Origin of the sequence: Propioniciclava soli, assembly GCF_014858005.1 — a bacterium.
Classification (GTDB): Bacteria; Actinomycetota; Actinomycetes; order Propionibacteriales; family Propionibacteriaceae; genus Propioniciclava; species Propioniciclava soli.
On sequence record NZ_JACYOT010000001.1, the window covers coordinates 197,073 to 213,961 of the forward strand.

A 16,889-nucleotide genomic window follows, 5' to 3' on the forward strand; every position below is an offset into this window, starting at 1 on the left:
AGCGCACCCCGTAACGTCAGGCACGTTGAGGTCCTCGAGACTGGATCAGTGGTTGGCGCTTCTGATCCTCGGGGACCTCGACCCCTACCCGCGCGCTACCGCGCCGTCAGCCCCGCTCCCCACCGGATGTCCCTAGAGCCGGATATCCGAGTTGATCGAGGGCGCTCTCAATGACCAGGTCGTACTTCGTGGTGAAGACTTGCGGCCTTGGCAGATTGACGCGACGACTACGGATGATTCGGGAGAGGAACGTGCGGTGCGCAAGCAGTGGGTCGGAATCGAAGGGTGCGTCCAACGGCTTGCCGGGTTTCGGCAGGCGGCATGCTTCAGCGAGCGCCCGGTTGATCTGTTGTCGCAAGGCATCGACTTGCTTCTTCGGGTAGGACTTGGCATCCGCCCCCGAACCGAGCGTCACTGAGTCCTGGCCGGCTTGCGTCGCAAGCGATGCGGCAAGCTGGAGTCCGTTCAGGAGCTTTTCTAGATCACCGCTGTCGGTGGGATTGATCGTGGCAAGGAGCGATTGGTGTTCCTCCGTTGGCTCACCGCCAGCCTCCCTGATGAGCCCAAGTACCTGCTCATTGGTCAGGTCTCGCGTCTTTGGAGAGCCCAAGTGGAACGACGCGCCAGAGCCAAGAAGGACGACGAGGTTCTTCACTTGCAACAGCGAACCCAGATGCTCCCGGACCAATTTCGGCTCGGATGTCGTGATGATCTCTTTCACCGTGCCACCGATAACGAGGAGGCCCTTGGCGTCATCCTCCGACTCCGTTTCGGCGTTCGTTGTTGTCATCGGGCCCCCTCTTGCTCGTTGATGTAGGTGATGCCGAACGCGAAGACCTGACGGAACTCCTGGCGGCGGGAGCCGAGGTCGAACTGGCTACCGGAACCCTTCTGGAAGATGTCGAGACCACGCCCGAGGAGGAGCTTCCAGCCGTGGTCGGTGCGGATCGACCGGTCGTGGATGGTTTCATCCCAGTTGACGGTGAACTGGATACCGACCGTAGCGGCGCTGTCCTGGATGTCCTTGAGCATGAGGAGGTGCTGCTGGGCATACTCGCCGCGGTCTTCCTTGGTCACCAGTGTCACCGCGATCTCGTCGGCGGGGTCCTTGGCCGCCGCTAGCAGGGCCAGCAGATCGACGAGGTTGCGTCCCTGGTGCGGGAGCCGGATGTAGGGATCGACGATGGTGATGTCCGTGGCGCCGTGCAAATAGGGCATGAGCAGCGTCTCGTACGAGACTCCACGCTGGTTCTCCTGGAACTCCCGGTGCCCTTCGAACAGGGGCGCCGCCACCTCGGGAGCAACTGGAGCCGCAACTGCGACCTCTGCTTGCGCGGACCCACGCTCCTCCGCCGACGCCTCTACTTCGCCCTCGGCCTCGGGGCGGCGAGCCTGGTAGTAGTCGGGGTACTCGTCCTCCTCAAGCGTGGTGACGCCACGCCAGGTGCCCGACTTGTCGGAGTAGCCGAAGTTGACGGCGGCCATTGTGGTGTCGATCCGAAGAATCTGGTCCTTGACGCGCTTGCGTCCTTCGACGGCGAAGCGCAGCAGTTCCTCGATCTCCTCTTGCGTGGCCTCGCCGCCCGGGTAGATGAGCTTCATCAGGCCAGAGAAGGTCTTGTGGATGCCGTCGCGGTCCCGAGTGGAGATGTCGGAGCCGAGCGTGAAGTGCTGCTGGTAGCGGTCGGAGTAGTCGATGTTGCGCAGTGGCCTACATCGCTGCCTTCGACGCGTCTCGGATGCATCCTGACGGTACCGGGCTATCGGGGTGTGGCGACGTGTTCGAGTGCATCAATGTCGAGGATGGAGACGTCTCGGCGTCCGTGGAGTTCGATGATGCCGGAGGTGGAGAGCGCGGCGAGGCGTCGGCTCAGGGTTTCGGGCGTGGTTCCGAGGTAGGCGGCGATGTCTTGTTTCGCCATCGGCAGCCTCACCGTGGGTACGCCTGCTCGCATGCTGCCGGGCAGATCTAGCAGGTAGGCCGCCACGCGGGCGTTGACGTCGCTGGAGGTGACGGCGCCCAGCAGTCGCTCGACTGAGGAGAGCCGGTCGGAGAGTGTCCGCAGCATCCGCTGACTGATGTCGGGGTAGTCGCGGAGCAGGGCCGAGAGGTCGGCGTGGTCGAAGACGCACATCCGACTGTCTTCTAGCGCGACGACGAGGTCGACCGGGCGGTGGCCCGTCAGGAAGGCCCGTTCTCCCACGACATCACCGTCTGTCACCGTTCGCAGAATCTGTTCCTGACCATTGGCCGCCGTGTGGCTGACCTTGAGCTGTCCGCTGTGCATCACCAGCAGACGCGACACCGACTGTCCGGGGGAACAAACAATATCCCCCTTGTGGACGCACACCGGGCGAACGAAGTCGGCGACGTGCAGCTGCTCCTGGCGCGTCAGTCCTTGGAAGATCGGTACGCGAGCTACGCACAGGTCATCCTCAGACATGCCTCAAGCCTACCGGAATCGGCGCGGGCGCCACCGTCCCAGATGCCCCAGGGGGCGCCTCGTACGGTGCCGTCCGGACTTGACCTGGGTCAAGGAGTTCGCAGTGGCGCGAACCTATCGTGAAGGTGTCAATACGGAACACCACCAAGAAAAGGATTCTCACAATGACTACCTCCACCGCCACCCACACCCTTTTGAGGGCCGAGGGATTCTCCTGCCCGTCCTGCGTGGCGAAGATCGAAAAGCAGGTCGGCCGCCTCAAGGGTGTCGAGAACGTGAAGGTCCATTTCGCCTCATCCCGCATCGAGATCGACCACGACGCCGAGCGCGTCTCCGTGGATGACCTCGTGACTGCCGTGGCGAAGGCCGGCTATAAGGCCACTCCTTCAGCCTTCTGAGGCACGCGGGCCCCTGTGGGGTCGCACATTTTTCGCTCATACCCGATCTGCCGGTCCGCTGGCACTCATCGCAGAAAGGTCGTACCCGAAAGTGAACAGGCTCCAGAAATGGGTCTATGGGAACTGGTCGGTCCCCGTCGTGTCCGGCGTACTCATCATCATCTCCTTCGCCGTTCAACGGCTGGCCGAGGGTGCGGCCAACCTCACCATCAGCCCCCAGTGGTGGCTCGATGCCGGCGCCCACGCCACCCATGCCACCGCGGTCTTCACCCTCGCGGATGCCTTCATGGTCGCCGCCGCCGTGGTCGCCGGCTACGGGATCGTGATCAAGGCGGTTCGCGCGCTGATCGCCAAGGTCATCGGCATCGACCTGCTGGTGTCGGTGGCGGCCATCGGCGCGGTCATCATCGGCAACTTCTGGGAGGCCGCGGCGGTCACGTTCCTATTCGCCATCGGACACGCTCTGGAAGCGGCGACCCTGAACAGGACCCGCTCGGCCCTGGCCGAGCTGGTCGCCGTCGCCCCGGATTCCGCCGTCGTTGTGCGCGATGGTGAACAACAGGAGATCCCTGCCGGACAGGTGAGAATGGGCGAGATCGTCCTGGTCAAGAACGGCTCGAAGGTCCCCGTGGACGGCCAGGTCGTCTCCGGCTCCGGCGCCATCAATGAGGCCTCCATCACCGGCGAATCGATCCCGGTGGAGAAATCCAAAGGTGACCAGGTGTTCGCCGGCACTGTCTCCCGCGGCGGCTTCCTGCAAGTGCTGGCTACCGGCATCGGCGCGGATACCACCCTGGCCCGCATCATCCACCGGGTGGAGGAGGCCCAGGACGCCAAGGCCCGCACCCAGGCCTTCATGGACCGCTTCTCCCGCTGGTACACCCCCGCCGTCATGGTGCTGGCACTGGCGGCCGGACTGATCGCTGGTGATGTGGTCCTGGCGTTGACCCTGCTGGTCATCGGCTGCCCCGGCGCCCTGGTGATCTCCATTCCGGTCGCGATCGTGGCAGGCATCGGCCAGGCTGCCCGTAATGGCATCCTGATCAAGGGCGGCGAGTTCCTGGAGACCTCGGCCAAGATCTCGGCGGTCGCCGTGGACAAGACCGGCACCCTCACCGAGGGCCAACCTGTCCTCACCGATGTCGTGGTCCTGGATTCGGCACGGGACCGTGCCGACGTGCTGCGCTGGGCCGCGGCCGCCGAGGCTGGTTCGGAGCACCCGCTGGCCCGTCCCATCCTTCAGACGGCGCGCGATGAGGGGGTGGCCCCCGAGGGGGTCCCCGGCACCGTCACCCCGGTCCCCGGTAAGGGCATCGTGTCCGACGTTGCCGGCCAACGGGTGCTCATCGGCAACCCGCCGCTGCTGGACCAGTACGGCGTTCCCGACGACGGCAGCGCCGCTCGGGCGGCGGAAACGCTGGCCTCCGATGGAAAGACGCCGATGATCGTGGCCGTCGACGACCAGGTGATCGGCGTCGTCGCCGTGGCCGATCAGATCCGGCAGGACGCCGCCGAGATGGTCGCCCGGCTCCACCGAGCCGGGGTCGAGGAGGTGGTCATGCTCACCGGTGACACCCGACTGGTGGCCGAAGCCGTCGGGAAGGCCACCGGGATCGACGAGATCCACGCCTCCCTGCTCCCCGAAGACAAGCTGGACGTGGTCGCACAGTTGCAACGCCAGGGCCACACGATTGCCATGGTCGGGGACGGTGTCAACGACGCCCCCGCTTTGGCCACCGCGAACATCGGCGTGGCAATGGGCGCGGCCGGTTCAGCCGTGGCCGTGGAGACCGCGGACATCGCCCTGATGGGCGACAACCTGCTCAAACTGCCCGAAGCCATCGGTCTGGCCAAGCGGACCGTGTCCGTGATGCGGCAGAACATCGCGATCGCCCTGATCACCGTGGTGCTGCTGCTGGCCGGTGTTTTCGCCGGCGGGGTGACCATGTCCGTCGGCATGCTCGTCCACGAAGCCTCCGTACTGGTCGTCATCATCAACGCAATGCGACTGCTACGGAAGAGCCGCGGTTCGACCACGACGCCACCGGCCGAGAGGACCACGGAGAAGGGGGCACAGCAGGTAACCGCCTGACATCCAAATCCGCACCGGGGCCCTGGGGCCCGCACGCCTCCGGATCATCCCGAGGACGGATAAGCACGAAAACTCAGACAGCGACATAGAGACAGCCATACAGGAAGCAGAGGAGATCAGCCATGACCGAGAAGAACTTCACCCTTGGAGACAACGTCGAGCACTTTACTATTGCGGACGTCGCCCGGGACAATCCGGACTTCCGGAAGGTGCTGTGGACCGGCGAACACGCCCAGATCGTCGTCATGACGATTCCGCCCGGTGGTGAGATCGGGGACGAGGTCCACGAACACACCGACCAGATCCTGACCTTTGTCTCCGGTATCGGCGAGGCGGACCTCAACGGTCACACCCACCCCATCGAGGCAGGCGACCAGTGCGCGGTTCCTGCCGGCGCCCAGCATAACTTCCGCAACACCGGCGAGGAGTCGCTGGTGCTCTACACCGTCTACAGCCCGCCGGAACACGCCGCCGGTGTCGCCTTCGCCACAAAGGGCGAAGCCGACGCTGCCGAGGCCGCCGGCCGAGACGAACCGCCGCGGCACTGAACAACGCCGTTCTGGCGAACCCACTGGGACGCCGAATCGAAACCACTGAGAAGGAGATCCCATGTCCAAGGTCTATGTGTTCAACGACTACGGCGGGCCCGAGACCCAGCAGCTGATCGACCGGCCTGTTCCCGTGCCCGGGCCCGCAGAGCTGGCCATCGAGGTACGGGCCGCCGGAGTGAACCCAGCCGACTGGAAGATCCGCGAGGGCCAGCTGGGCCATCACTGGAGCCTGCCGGCACCGATGGGACGCGAGGCCGCCGGCGTGATCACCCAGCTCGGCGACGGGATCGAGGAATTCACCGTGGGCGACGAAGTGCTCGGTCTGGTGGCACCCGGACACGGTGGGCTGGCCGAACACACACTGTTGCGCGCCGCCACGACCGTGGCCAAGCCCGAGGAGATCTCCTTCACCGACGCCGCCACCATCCCGGTGGCCGCGGCCACGGCCTATGACGCCACACACCAGATCGAACTCGAACCGGGCCAGACAATGCTGCTGCTGGGCGCGGGCGGTGGGGTGGGACTGATGGCCGCACAGATCGGCCGGGTGCACGAGTTCAGGGTCATCGGTGTGGCCAGCTCAGCTAAGCGGAGCCTGGTCGAGTCCACCGGTGCCATCTTCGTCGAATCCGGTCCGAACCTGCCCGAACGGGTGCGTCAGATCGCCCCCGACGGGGCAGATCTGATTGTCGACCTCGTCGGTGGGGATGCGCTGCGCGCCGTCGCGGACCTGGTGCCCGACCGGACCCGGATCATCTCAGCGGCTGATCCGGACACCGCCGCCGAGCTGGGCGGCCTGGCCCTGGCACGCACGAGTGAGGCCATGGGGAAGATCACCGAGGTGATCCAATACGGGCTGGTCGATCCGCACGTGGACGCCCAGTTCGGCCTGGATGAAGCAGGTCAGGCGATTGCCGCAGTCGAGACCAGACATGCGGCCGGAAAGATCGTCGTGGTGCCCTGAGGCGAGCCCACCGAGGCCGGACGGGGCGCGGTGAGCATGCGTTTTTCATTCGGGGCGGGCACGCTCCACTGCATTGCTCCTGAACAGGGGCTCAGCTCGACGTGCCCGGATGAGCCGAGAGGGTGGGGAGGGTCCCGATGTCGATCGTACCGCGATATGTGCTGGAGACGCGCGCTCCGCAGCCGCGTGCGGGTGCATGTGTCGGCATCAGTGCGGTCACCGCTGGCGGCGTTGCTTCCATCACCTTCGGCACGGTCGTACTCGCTGCTGTACTGCTCTGTGGATGCAGCCAGCAAGGCGCACGTCTGCTGGACGTGCATGGACCGGGCGACGCCTCGGCTCCGGGTCATCCACAGACCGTCGCAACGACGGGCGACGGCGACCCGGACGGTGCGGGCGCGTGACGGCATGCCCGTCGGACGTTTCTCCCCGGTGCTTGCCCGCACACGCTCCATCCATGCTCCGATTTCCCCCATCGCCTACGACTGCGTCAAGTTGATCTTTGTGCGTTCGGGCTCCGCGGTCCTGCTCAGCGAGTTCGGTGAGAAGCCGGTCGCCGTCGGCGATGTCGTGGCGTTGGGGGCAAACACTCTGTGCGGGAGCGAGCCCGAGGGCTGGGTCACGGTCACCACGCTGTACCTGGATCGTGACTACGTCATTGATCAGGTGTTCTGGCAGCACGCAGCGTTGCTGGCCGATCGGTGGGATGCCCAGGGCTTCGCCGACGAGCTGTACTCCGAGCCTGCACAAATATTGCTCCTGGGTGAGGACCGCGTGGGGATGCTGATGCCCTGGCTGGACGAGATGGTCGCGCTCAGTATCGACGGACCCGCAGCGGAGAGTTTCTACCGGCTCCAGGCGCTGCTGTTCGCGGTGCTGGATGTGATCGCCCCTTTCGTCAAGACGACTCCGGTACGACGGACACACTCCCAACGGTTGGCAACGTGGCCCGGCTTGCCCCACCACCGCCGGTTCGCGCCCTTGCGCGCCGAAGCCCGCGAGGCCGCTGGACTCCTTCGCACCGCGACAGCACGTCGATGGACACTGCCCGAGCTTGCCAAGGCAGTGCATCTCTCGCCGTCCCAGCTGGGCCGGGTCTTCGTCGACGCCTACGGGAAAACACCGATGACGTACCTGGCGACATTGCGCGCCCAGGAGTTGGCGCGTCTGCTGCGTGAGACCAATCTGCCGATCGAGGTCGCGATGCGTGAGGTCGGGTGGCACAGCCGCGGTCACGCCGCGCGACTATTCCGCCAGTGTGTCGGAGCAAGCCCGACGCGCTACCGCCAGCTCGTCCGGCAGAAGGCCGCCAGCTGACGACTCGGTGCACATAGGAGCATCTGCGATACGGGAATCCGCATCATCACCCGATCCGGCGCGTTCTTCGCCTGACGGGCTGGTAGTCCGGTAGATCTCGTCGGTTCCACCGCCGCTCCCGACCGGTCGCATCCTCGTCCGTTTCGTGGCATTGGTGCTCCCGGCGCACCTGATGGTCACCGAGCTCGATCGGCCCGGTGCTCAGGGTATCGGGAGGAGACAGCGACGATGGCCACGACACGAGAGGAAGTCCTCCTCCTCACGGACTCCCTCGTTAATGAGGCTTCGTATCTTCGCGCGGCCCGCCCGGCTGAATGGCTGGCAGGGTGGCCCTCCCGCGACAAGATCAATCCCAAGCGGCTGGAGCCTCTCGATGAGAGCCGCCACTTGGTCTTGGTCGGACATGTCCACATCGAGGGCAAGCCCGCGGAACCGTCGCGGTGGTGCCGCCGTTCTGGCACCACCACCCGGAGATGGTCTGGGAGCTGTCGGCGCTGCACCTGCATTGGCTGGGGGCCTACGACCCCGAGCAGAACGCATCCGCGCCGCTCGGCTGGCACCGCGACTTCGCCGACGCACGAGAGCGCCTTCGCTACTGGGTCACCGCCTGCGGCACGCGTGGCGATCGTGACCGCCCGACCCGGCAAGCTTCTTGGCCCGGTGAGGACCCGGCACCCGCGATCCAGGACTTCACCTTCACCGACCGGGACACCGAGTTCGCCGAGTTCGTCATCGCCCAAGTCCGCAAGCGCCAGGAGGCCGAAGACGAGTTCTACGCCAGCCTGGCTGACGACGAAGCGCAGTAGACCGATGAGCCGCTACGCCAAGAAGACCGACCGTCGCCCGTACGAGGAGCGGTCGTTCTCCGTCCGGGCCGTCCACCGCGAACGTGCCGACCTGCACAAGCTCGCCGAGGTTCTCATCCGGCTGACATTGCAGGAGACCGGCGAGAACCGCGCGGCCCGCGCGGCCACTCTGGTACCCGACACCTACCGGGCGGCGACGGTTGACCTGGCCGCCTCTGAAGCCGCCCGGTAGAATGAACCGTGCAAGCCTCGCGATGCGGGGTGTTGTGGCCTAAACCTCGCCGCTCGGCGGGCAACACGCACCGAGACCATCGGGTCTCGCCCTACAGCCTTTACTGGCTGCTCTCACGATCAACACCCCTCCCACGAACAGTTGGAGCGCGAGGGTGGAACCGCATGAGAGTGAGACCCCGATGACCACCATTGCCGATGATCCGGCTGCCAGCATCATCGACCCGCCCAAGACAATGGCTGCCGCCGTGTCGTACCTGCGAGTCTCGACCCGCGAGCAGGCAGAGAAGGGCGGCACGGACGAGGGCTTCTCGATCCCGGCCCAGCGCGAGGCGACCCGGCGCAAGGCCGAACAGCTCGGCGCCAGTATCGTCGAGGAGTTCGTCGACGCGGGAGCCTCGGCCAAGTCGTCCGACCGGCCCGAGCTGATGCGGATGATCCAGTACGTCAAGGCCAACAAGGTCGCATACTGCATCGTCCACAAGGTCGACCGGCTCGCCAGAAACCGCGCCGACGACGTGAGCATCCACCTCGCACTCCAACAGTGCGGGGTCATGCTCGTATCCGCGTCGGAGAACATCGACGAGACGCCCTCCGGGATGCTGTTGCACGGCATCATGTCCACGATCGCCGAGTTCTACTCCCGCAACCTCGCCACCGAGGTCGCCAAGGGCATGACCCAGAAGGCCATCGGCGGTGGCACGAACGGGCGCGCGCCCATCGGGTACTTGAACGTACGCAAGCGCGACGAGCTCGGCCGCGAAGTCCGCACCATCGAGCTCGATCCCGAGCGAGCACCGATGATCGAGTGGGCGTTCAAGGCCTACGCCTCGGGCAACTGGAGCGTCAGCCAACTGCACGATGAACTCACCTCGCGCGGGCTGCGCAGTCTGCCCACACCGAAGCGGCCGGCGAAATCGCTGGCGGTATCCACCATCCATCGGCTCCTGACAAACCCGTACTACAAGGGCGATGTCATCTACCGAGGCACCCGCTACAAGGGCAACCACCCAGCGCTCGTGCCTGCCGAGGTCTGGTATCAGGTCCAGTCCGTGCTCACCGCGCACCAGTGCGCCGTCGAGGCAACCCAAGTCCACGGCCACTACCTCAAAGGCACAATCCACTGCGGCCAGTGCGGCTCCCGGCTCATCGTGTCCAACGCGAAGAACCGCCACGGGAACGTGTACTGCTACTTCGTGTGCTCCGGTCGGCACTCCAAGCGCACCGACTGCACGCGCCAGGCGATGCTCATCGAGGACGTCGAGAAGCTCGTCGAGGACTACTACACCCGTGTCCAGATCACGCCCGCCCAACAGGACGCACTAGCAGGGATGCTGCACCACGAGTTCGACCGGCTGATGGCCGCCGAAACCGAGGAACTGGAACGTCTCACCACCAACCGCGATCGGCTCGAAGGCGAGCAGGACCGGCTCATGCAGGCGCATTACGCCGACGCGATCCCGCTCTCAGTGCTCAAGCGCGAGCAGGACCGCATCGTCGCCGAGCTCGACCAAGTGACCCGCCGCATACACGCCCACTTCGGTGACTACGCCGACGCCCGCGCCCACCTCGACGACGCCTTGGGCCTGCTCGCGAACTGCGCCGACATCTACGCCCGCTGCGACGACACCAACCGGCGGCTGTGCAACCAGGCGTTCTTCACCAAGGTCTTCATCGACGAGGACAACGAGCTACGAGTCGAACACAACCGGCCCTTCGAGATGCTCCTCGATCCGCAGGTCAACGCCAACGCTCTGACCTGGGCCGCAGACGCGAACAAGGCCCGAACCTCGACCAACGTTTCCGTTGGCAAGGGTTCGAGCCTTGTGCGTTGGGTGGACCCAAGGGGACTCGAACCCCTAACCCCCTGCTTGCAAAGCAGGTGCGCTACCAATTGCGCCATGGGCCCCGGCAACGGCCCAGTCTAGCGGCCCCGACGGGCTGCTCGCGCCACGCCTCACCCCGGTTAGGTGACCCTTCAACCAAAACCACGGCAACCCGCTTCGGTGCCACAGGAGCCACCCGTACCATGGATCCCGATGTGGTCCAAGCGCCAGGAGGTCGACTACGCCCTGCAGCGCCGGAGTGTGCTCCGCGCCGTGCAGGGACGCCAGCGCGCGCTCGCGAGGTTGGACGCGTGTGACGCGGACCCGCTGCTCGTGCGCACCGCCCGCCACCACGGCGAACCCCATCCCGAGGCCTGCCCGGTCTGCTCCAGTGATGAGATGGTCCTGCTGCACTACGTGTTCGGCGACCAGCTTGGCCAGTACGCCGGACGCGTGAAGTCGCGCGCCGAGCTGGACGCGATGCAGAGCGAGTTCGGAGAATTCATGGTGCGCGTGGTGGAGGTCTGCCCCGCGTGCCGCTGGAACCACATGATCGCGGCGTACCTGCTCGGAGACGGCGTCACCCGCAAACCGCCCCGCCGGCAGAAGACTGTTGAGGACATCTATGGCTGACGAGCCCACCCGCGCCCCCGGCGCCGACGACGACCTTCCGGGCGGTCACACCCAGCCGGACGCCGACGCGCCCCCCGCCGCCGACGCGTCTCCCTACGCGGCCGCTGACGCGGATTTCGCCGCCCAGCAGGACGCCGACACCCCCGACGACATCTTCCGCGAGCCCGCCCCGGAGCCCGCGGCCCCCACTACTGAGGAGACCTCCGTGCCCCCTGCTTCGGGCGCCCCCGGCCGCGCCGCCGCCTCGGGCCGCGGCGGCTCCACCGCAGCCACCGGACGCGCCCTGCGGCGCAACGGCAAGCCGAAGCGACCGCTCGGCGTCCGCATTCTGGCGTGGGTCGTGGGCATCGTCGCCGCCCTCGCCGTGGCCGGTGCCATCGCGTTCGGCATCTTCTACGCGATGACGCCGATCCCCAACCCGAACGCCGACTTCCAGACCAACAACAGCCACGTCTACTACGCCGACGGCACGACCGAGTTGGGCACCTTCGCGATCCAGAACCGCGAGACGGTCGCCTTTGACCAGATCTCCCAGCACGCCAAGGACGCCGTGGTGGCGTCGGAGAACGCGACGTTCTGGGAGGACTCCGGCATCTCGATCCCCGGCATGCTGCGCGCGGTGCAGACGGCGTTGACGCCCGGTGAGGCCACGGTCGGCGGGTCGACGATCACCCAGCAGTACGTCAAGGTGCTCTACCTAACGCAGGACCGGACGATCGCCCGCAAGCTCAACGAGATCGTGATCGCGCTCAAGGTGAGCCAGGAGGTCAGCAAGGAGGACATCCTGGCCGGCTACCTCAACACCGTGTACTTCGGACGCGGCGCCTACGGCATCGAGGCCGCCTCCCAGTCCTACTTCGGCGTCTCGGCGGCGGACCTCTCGCTGCCCCAGGCCATCGCGCTCACCGCCATCATCAATTCGCCGAACAACCTCGACCCCCACCGCGGCGAGCAGGCGGCGTCCGACCTGCTCGAGCGCTACCAGTACACGATCAACCAGATGGTGGTCGAGGGTCACATGACCGAGGCCGAGCGCGACGAGATCTACACGACGCTGCCCGAGTTCCCCGATCTGCCCTCGGACTCCCGTTTCGGCGGCCCGAACGGCTTCCTGCTCAAGATGGTGCAGGACGAGCTCACCGCCGCCGGCCTGGAGGACTCCCAGATCAGCGGCGGCGGCCTGCGCATCGTCACCACGGTGAACCCGGCCGCCCAGGCCGCGGCGATCGAGGCCGCGCAGAACCAGGCGCGACGCATCGCGTCCGCCCAGGGGCAGCAGCAGGACTACTACCACCCGGCCATCGCCTCCCTCGACACCGCCACCGGCGGCATCGTGGCGCTCTACGCCGGCCCGGACTACACGTCCACCACCGACAGCCGCAACTGGGCCACCACCGCCCGCCCCACGGGCTCGACCTTCAAGCCTTGGGCCCTCGTCGCCGGCCTGCGGGACGGGGCGACGCTCCAGACCCGCCTCAACGGCAACGAGTTCACCCTCCCCGGTGAGAAGCAGCCCATCTCGAACGCCGGTGGGCGCAACTACGGCCCCGTGACACTGCAGCAGGCGACGACGTCGTCGATCAACTCCGCCTACATCGACCTCGTCGTGCAGATGGAGGACGGCCCCCAGAAGGTCATCCAGGCGGCCGAGGACGTCGGCATCCGCAACCCCGGCTGGCAGCCCTACCCCTCGATCGCGCTGGGCGTCGGCGAGGTGTCCCCCGTGGACGCCGCCCGCGGGCTGGCCACCCTCGTCAACGAGGGCCAGCGGACGACCCCACACATCGTCGCCGAGGTGACCGACCCGACCGGAGACGTCATCCACCGCGCCACGATCGCGCCGGAGCAGACCGTCGAGACCGAGGTGGCCCGCAACGCCGTCGCCGCGCTGACCGGGGTGGTCAACGACGGCACGGCACGTTCGGTCCGCGCCCTGGGCTACGAGGTCGCCGGCAAGACGGGCACGTACTACATCTCGGCGCTGCAGGAGACGCGTGCCACGTGGTTCATCGGTTCCACCAAGCAGATCTCCACCGCCTTCGTGCTCACCGCCGGGCCGGAGGGGCAGTCGAACCTGGGCCGCAACACCTACGGCTCGACGTACGCCGCCCAGGGCTGGCTGGAGTACATGCGCACCGCGATGGAGGGCCAGGAGCGTCTGACGTTCCCCGACGCCACCCGCACGCGCGCGAGCGGGAACTTCTCGGCGATCCCGGTGCCGCAGCCGACCCGGACGACGTCCGCGCCCGCCCCGGCTCCGACCACCGCCACTGCCACCGCCGAGCCGACACCGGAGGCCACCGATCCCACGACGGCCCCCACCGACGCGCCGCCTGCCGACGCCCCGCCCACCGCGGCGCCGACGACGCCGCCCACCGAGGCGCCCGACGCCGGCACGGACGAGGGCACCGACGACGACACCGGCGGGAACGGCTGAACCGCGCACCGGGGCGGCGCCCCGGCCCGGCGCCCGCGTAGGCTGACGCCATGCGTGGACCCGGGCTGACCGCCGTGCTCGGCGGCCCGTTGGGGCGTCATGCGGAGCCCGCCGGCTGGACGCCCCGGGCCGGGTGGGTCCTGGCCCTGGCCACGCTCACCTGGGCGGTGCTGGTCGCGCGGCACACCCCCTGCGTCGAGGACGGCTCGGCGCAGTACCGGGCGCTGTGCTACTCCGACATCGCGGCCCTCTGGGGCCCGCGCGGCATTGACCGGGGCCTGCTGCCCTACCTGCAGACCGATCTGGAGTACCCCGTCCTCACCGGCGGCCTCATCGCAGCGACGCGGGCCCTGGCCGGGTGGCTGCCCTCCACTGGCCTGGCCACGAACTTCTTCGGCCTCACGGCGTTGGCGCTGTTCGCCTGCTTCCTCGGCCTCGTCGCGGTGCACCTGCGGCTGGACGCCCGCGGCGCGGCCCTGCTGGCCGGCAGCCCGCTGGTGCTGGCCGCCGGGCTGATCAACTGGGATCTCCTCGCCGTCCTCCTCACGTCGGCCGCCCTGCTCGCCTGGACGCGGAACCGGCCGGGGCTCGCCGGCGTCCTCCTGGGCCTGGGGCTCTCGGCCAAGTTTTACCCCGCTTTGCTGCTCGTGCCGCTGGCCGCGCTGTGCCTGCGCGACCGCTCCTGGCCGGCCCTGGCCCGTCTCGGGGCGGGCGCGGCCGGGGCGTTCGTGACCGTGAACCTCCCGGTGTACCTGCTGGCGCCCGAGGGCTGGCTGCACCAGTGGACGTTTCATGCCGGCCGCGGCGCCGACCTCGGTTCGCTGTGGTACGTGCTGGAGCTGGCGGGGTGGACGCTGCCGGCCGCGGCCCTCTCCCGGACGCTGCTGCTGCTCGGCCTCGCGGGGGTGGCGGCGATCGCGCTCGCCGCGCCCCGGCGCCCCCCGGCCGCTGGCCTCGCCTTCCTCGTCGTGGTGCTGTTCTGCGGAGTGAACGTGGTGTACAGCCCCCAGTACGTGCTGTGGTTGCTGCCCCTGCTGCTGCTCACGCGGCCGGGGTGGCTGCGATTGGCGGCCTTCACGGGCGCCGAGCTGCTCTACTGGTGGGCCGTGTGGGCCTACCTCGATGGGCAGCTCTATGCCGGGGACGGCTCGGCCCGCCCCTACGCGGCAGCCGTCCTGCTCCGCCTGGGCGTCCAGGCCTGGCTCGCGGCGTCCGTGGTGGTGGACGCCCTGCGCCCGGCCCCCGCGACACCGCCGGCGCGCCCATGACCCGGGCCCGGTCGTCCACGCGGGCCCAGCGCGGGGACGCCCTGCTCGTTATGCAGGTGTGGCTCGCGACGCGGCTGATCTTCGCGCTGCTCGCGGTGTGGCTGGCCGTGCAGGGGCGGCGCTCGATCGAGTCGGTGGTGGTGCAGTGGGACGTCGCGCACTTCCTCCTCATCGCCAACGAGGGGTACGCCAACCCCCAGGAGATGGCGTTCTTCCCCGGGTTGCCGCTGTTGCTGCGCGGGGCCACCGCGCTCGGGCTCTCCCCGGTGCTGGTCGGGTGCACGCTGGCGTTGGTCTGCTCCCTGGCGGCCGCCTTCGCGTTGCGACGCCTGTACGGCCCATGGGCCGCGATCGCCTGGCTGTTGGCCCCCACCGCCGTCTTCACCGCCGTGCCGTACACGGAGGCGCCGTTCTGCGCGGCGGCCTTCTGGGCCTGGGAGCGCGCCACCCAGCGCCGGTGGGGTGCCGCGGCCGCGCTGGCCGCGCTGGCCTGCACGTTGCGCGTCTCGGGGTTGTTCCTCATCGGCGCGTTGGTGATTCTCGCGCTTGCCCAGGCCTGGGACGCCCGGCGCGCCACCTCGGCGCGCGCGCGCCGCGAGGGCGGGCTCGGCGTCCGCCTGGCGTGGCTCGTGCTGCCGGCGGCCGTCATCGCCGCCTACATCACCTACCTCTACGGCCTGACCGGGTCGTGGACGGCGTGGTTCTCCGCGCAGGAGGCCGGCTGGCAGCGCGGGTTCCACTGGCCGTGGGAGGCGTTGGCCAACCACTGGGAGGTGCTGTGGCGCCCGACGCCCGACCACCCCGAGTGGGTGTGGGTGTTCCGCGCCGAGATGGTCGCGTGGCTGGTCGGCCTCGCCGTGACGGTGGTCTGCCTCGCGCGCCGGCGGGTCGCCGAGGCCGCCTGGGTGGGCGTCCAGGTGCTCGCCTTCGCGCTGTCGTACTGGCTGATGAGCGTCACCCGGGCGCTGCTGCTGTGGTTCCCGCTGTGGGGGCTGCTGGGCGACGCCCTCAGCCAGCGGCGTCCCGGCCGTGTCGGCGTCGCCGCCGCGTGGATCGCCGGGCTGGTCGCCTGGGCCGCGCAGATCGTCTGGGCGTGGCTCTACCTCACCGGCCGGTGGAGCAGCTGACGCGGCTCACCGGACGCACCAACGAGCGCACGACCTGGGTCAGCCGTTCGGTGCGCTGGGCGTTGTCGAGATGGTCGCCGTCGATCAGGGCCGTCACCTCGCCGTGGGTGAACACCGCGAACAGGATTCCCATGGCCTGGGTGGGGGAGGTGCTCAGCTCGTGTGCGAGCCCGGCGAGCGCGTCGGTCAGCACCCGGGCCACCGTGTCCAGCCCCCGGCGGTGCATCGCGGAGTACGCCGGCGCGAACTCCGGCTCGCGGGCGGCGTAGAGCTGCAGCTCCTGGCTGACCAACACCGAGGTGCGATCGGACGGCTGGGTGGCGAGGAAGGTGCGCACCGCCCCGTCGACCAGCTCGTCGGTGGTCGTCGCCCCGGCGGCCAGGGCCACCGTGCCGGCCAGCGCCGCGAGGTTGCGCTGCAGCTGGCGCTCCATGATCGCCACGCACAATTCATCGCGGGAGGAAAAGTTGGAGTAGAACGCACCCCGGGTGAAGCCGGCGGCGTCGCAGATCGCCTCCACGCTGGCGCCCAGCACCCCCTTCTCGGCGATCACCTCCATCGCGGCGACGCACAGCTTCTCGCGCGTGACGGCGCGACGGGGGCTCACCGCCTCGGTACTCATGGCCCTCCTGGGGGAAAGTCTTCATCTGTGGCCCGCGGCCGCATCATGCCCCACCACCCTAGCCGTCCGGACCCCCACCCGCGCGGGGGATCCGCCGACGGCAACCGGCGAGCGGTTGGCCTGTGGGGTTGGGTGTGCCTGACGCTTCGAATACACTCGTGCATCGAATACAC

Annotated in this window: 16 protein-coding genes, 1 tRNA gene and 1 pseudogene; 12 read left to right on the forward strand and 6 right to left on the reverse strand. The window is 68.2% G+C overall.

Features of this window, described 5'->3' with window-relative positions; all coding sequences use genetic code 11:
- Positions 1–106 precede the first annotated feature (106 nt).
- Genes IFY26_RS00860 through IFY26_RS00870 form a run of 3 tightly spaced genes read right to left on the reverse strand, consistent with a single transcriptional unit; the run spans position 107 to position 2,444 of the window.
- Complete coding sequence (locus IFY26_RS00860) at positions 107–790, reverse strand: hypothetical protein (RefSeq protein ID WP_232547120.1); 684 nt, start codon at positions 788–790, stop codon at positions 107–109.
- Positions 787–1,764, reverse strand: coding sequence for an MIT C-terminal domain-containing protein (locus IFY26_RS00865; protein WP_332836131.1), 978 nt, complete (start codon positions 1,762–1,764; stop codon positions 787–789). Before IFY26_RS00865 ends, IFY26_RS00860 begins: the two co-directional genes overlap by 4 nt.
- Positions 1,761–2,444, reverse strand: coding sequence for a Crp/Fnr family transcriptional regulator (locus tag IFY26_RS00870; RefSeq protein WP_075891835.1), 684 nt, complete (start codon positions 2,442–2,444; stop codon positions 1,761–1,763). The genes IFY26_RS00865 and IFY26_RS00870 overlap by 4 nt, the downstream gene beginning before the upstream one ends.
- A gap of 164 nt (positions 2,445–2,608) precedes the next feature.
- Between IFY26_RS00870 and IFY26_RS00875 the strand changes: the two genes are divergently transcribed.
- The 8 genes and pseudogenes from IFY26_RS00875 to IFY26_RS00910 all read left to right on the forward strand — a co-directional run.
- A complete protein-coding gene (locus tag IFY26_RS00875) occupies positions 2,609–2,842 on the forward strand; it encodes a heavy-metal-associated domain-containing protein (RefSeq protein WP_005053944.1) in 234 nt (77 codons plus the stop codon).
- A gap of 286 nt (positions 2,843–3,128) precedes the next feature.
- Positions 3,129–4,934: a heavy metal translocating P-type ATPase gene (locus tag IFY26_RS00880; protein ID WP_232547121.1), complete on the forward strand. Its 1,806-nt coding sequence runs from the start codon at positions 3,129–3,131 to the stop codon at positions 4,932–4,934.
- A 122-nt stretch (positions 4,935–5,056) separates the two neighbouring features.
- Positions 5,057–5,482 (forward strand): cupin domain-containing protein, encoded by a 426-nt coding sequence (locus tag IFY26_RS00885; protein ID WP_060761251.1) that lies wholly within the window; start codon positions 5,057–5,059, stop codon positions 5,480–5,482.
- 76 nt (positions 5,483–5,558) lie between these two features.
- Positions 5,559–6,449 (forward strand): NADP-dependent oxidoreductase, encoded by an 891-nt coding sequence (locus IFY26_RS00890; protein ID WP_232547122.1) that lies wholly within the window; start codon positions 5,559–5,561, stop codon positions 6,447–6,449.
- Positions 6,450–6,767: 318 nt separating this feature from the next.
- Positions 6,768–7,766 carry a helix-turn-helix transcriptional regulator gene (locus IFY26_RS00895; RefSeq protein ID WP_232547123.1) on the forward strand — a complete coding sequence of 333 codons (999 nt, stop codon included), beginning with the start codon at positions 6,768–6,770 and terminating at the stop codon, positions 7,764–7,766.
- Between the two features lie 443 nt (positions 7,767–8,209).
- The gene (locus tag IFY26_RS00900; protein WP_232547124.1) at positions 8,210–8,572 is read left to right on the forward strand and encodes a hypothetical protein; all 363 of its coding nucleotides are present in this window, start codon (positions 8,210–8,212) and stop codon (positions 8,570–8,572) included.
- A 4-nt stretch (positions 8,573–8,576) separates the two neighbouring features.
- On the forward strand, positions 8,577–8,804 hold the full coding sequence (locus tag IFY26_RS00905) for a hypothetical protein (RefSeq protein WP_232547125.1): 228 nt from the start codon (positions 8,577–8,579) through the stop codon (positions 8,802–8,804).
- Positions 8,805–9,039: 235 nt separating this feature from the next.
- Positions 9,040–10,074: pseudogene (locus IFY26_RS00910) on the forward strand (recombinase family protein); the annotation flags it as partial.
- A gap of 51 nt (positions 10,075–10,125) precedes the next feature.
- Here the strand turns inward: IFY26_RS00910 and IFY26_RS17635 are convergent.
- Positions 10,126–10,248, reverse strand: a complete 123-nt coding sequence (locus IFY26_RS17635; protein WP_269778952.1) for a hypothetical protein — start codon at positions 10,246–10,248, stop codon at positions 10,126–10,128.
- 391 nt (positions 10,249–10,639) lie between these two features.
- A tRNA-Ala gene (locus IFY26_RS00915) sits at positions 10,640–10,712 on the reverse strand.
- Positions 10,713–10,842: 130 nt separating this feature from the next.
- Here IFY26_RS00915 and IFY26_RS00920 point away from each other — a divergent pair.
- The 4 genes from IFY26_RS00920 to IFY26_RS00935 are packed head-to-tail and all read left to right on the forward strand — an operon-like array spanning position 10,843 to position 16,094.
- Positions 10,843–11,262 (forward strand): DUF5318 family protein, encoded by a 420-nt coding sequence (locus tag IFY26_RS00920; RefSeq protein WP_232547126.1) that lies wholly within the window; start codon positions 10,843–10,845, stop codon positions 11,260–11,262.
- Positions 11,255–13,699, forward strand: a complete 2,445-nt coding sequence (locus tag IFY26_RS00925; protein ID WP_269778953.1) for a transglycosylase domain-containing protein — start codon at positions 11,255–11,257, stop codon at positions 13,697–13,699. Before IFY26_RS00920 ends, IFY26_RS00925 begins: the two co-directional genes overlap by 8 nt.
- A gap of 50 nt (positions 13,700–13,749) precedes the next feature.
- Entirely contained in the window at positions 13,750–14,967 is a 1,218-nt protein-coding gene (locus tag IFY26_RS00930) for a glycosyltransferase 87 family protein (RefSeq protein ID WP_232547128.1), read from the forward strand.
- Positions 14,964–16,094 carry a mannosyltransferase family protein gene (locus tag IFY26_RS00935; RefSeq protein ID WP_232547129.1) on the forward strand — a complete coding sequence of 377 codons (1,131 nt, stop codon included), beginning with the start codon at positions 14,964–14,966 and terminating at the stop codon, positions 16,092–16,094. The genes IFY26_RS00930 and IFY26_RS00935 overlap by 4 nt, the downstream gene beginning before the upstream one ends.
- Here IFY26_RS00935 and IFY26_RS00940 read toward each other — a convergent pair.
- Positions 16,072–16,716, reverse strand: a complete 645-nt coding sequence (locus tag IFY26_RS00940) for a TetR/AcrR family transcriptional regulator (RefSeq protein WP_232547130.1) — start codon at positions 16,714–16,716, stop codon at positions 16,072–16,074. The two genes, IFY26_RS00935 and IFY26_RS00940, sit on opposite strands and share 23 nt — an antisense overlap.
- Positions 16,717–16,889: the final 173 nt, after the last annotated feature.